1 pseudogene is annotated in these 692 nt (G+C 70.5%); it reads left to right on the top strand.

Annotated features, from left to right (window positions below):
• A pseudogene (locus tag A5702_RS15550) lies at window positions 1–539 on the top strand (hypothetical protein); the annotation flags it as partial.
• Between the last annotated feature and the right edge of the window lie 153 nt (window positions 540–692).

Genomic DNA, 692 nt, shown 5'->3' with positions numbered 1-692 from the left:
CGCCGCAGCACCAGGCGACGATCGACGCGCTCAAGAAGCTCGACTTCGCCGACAGCACGGCGACCGGGCAGGCCATCTTCACCGCCCTGCACGCGGTCAGCGCCACCGCCATCACCGGTGGCGACACGCCGCCGCCGGCGCGCATTGTGCTGGAGTCGGACGGCGCCGAGAATGTGCCGCTGGATCCCAACGCCCCGCAGGGGGCGTTCACCGCGGCCCGGGCCGCCAAGGCCGAGGGCGTGCAGATCTCGACGATTTCGTTCGGCACCAAGACCGGCGAGATCGAGATGGACGGGCAGCGGGTCGCGGTGCCGGTCTCGACGGACCAGATGAAGATGATCGCCAAGCTCTCCGGCGGGCAGTCCTACACCGCCGGCACCGTCGACGAGCTGTCCAAGAGCTACAACGCCATCGAGAAGGACATCGGCTACCGCACCGTGCCGGGTCCCGGCAGTGCCGGGTGGTTGCGCCTGGGCGTGCTCACCGCCCTGATCGCGACGGCGCTGGCGCTGCTGATCAACCGGCGACTGCCGGTCTGATCGCTCAGGAGGGCAGCCGGCGGTTCAGGAACAGGCCGGCCAGGACGGCGCCGAGAATGTGCCGCTGGATCCCAACGCCCCGCAGGGGGCGTTCACCGCGGCCCGGGCCGCCAAGGCCGAGGGCGTGCAGATCTCGACGATTTCGTTCGGCAC

This window comes from Mycobacterium sp. E3339 (assembly GCF_001666915.1).
GTDB lineage: Bacteria > Actinomycetota > Actinomycetes > Mycobacteriales > Mycobacteriaceae > Mycobacterium.
Note: the sequence above shows the minus strand (reverse complement) of the source record. Positions and strands in the feature narration are given on the sequence as shown.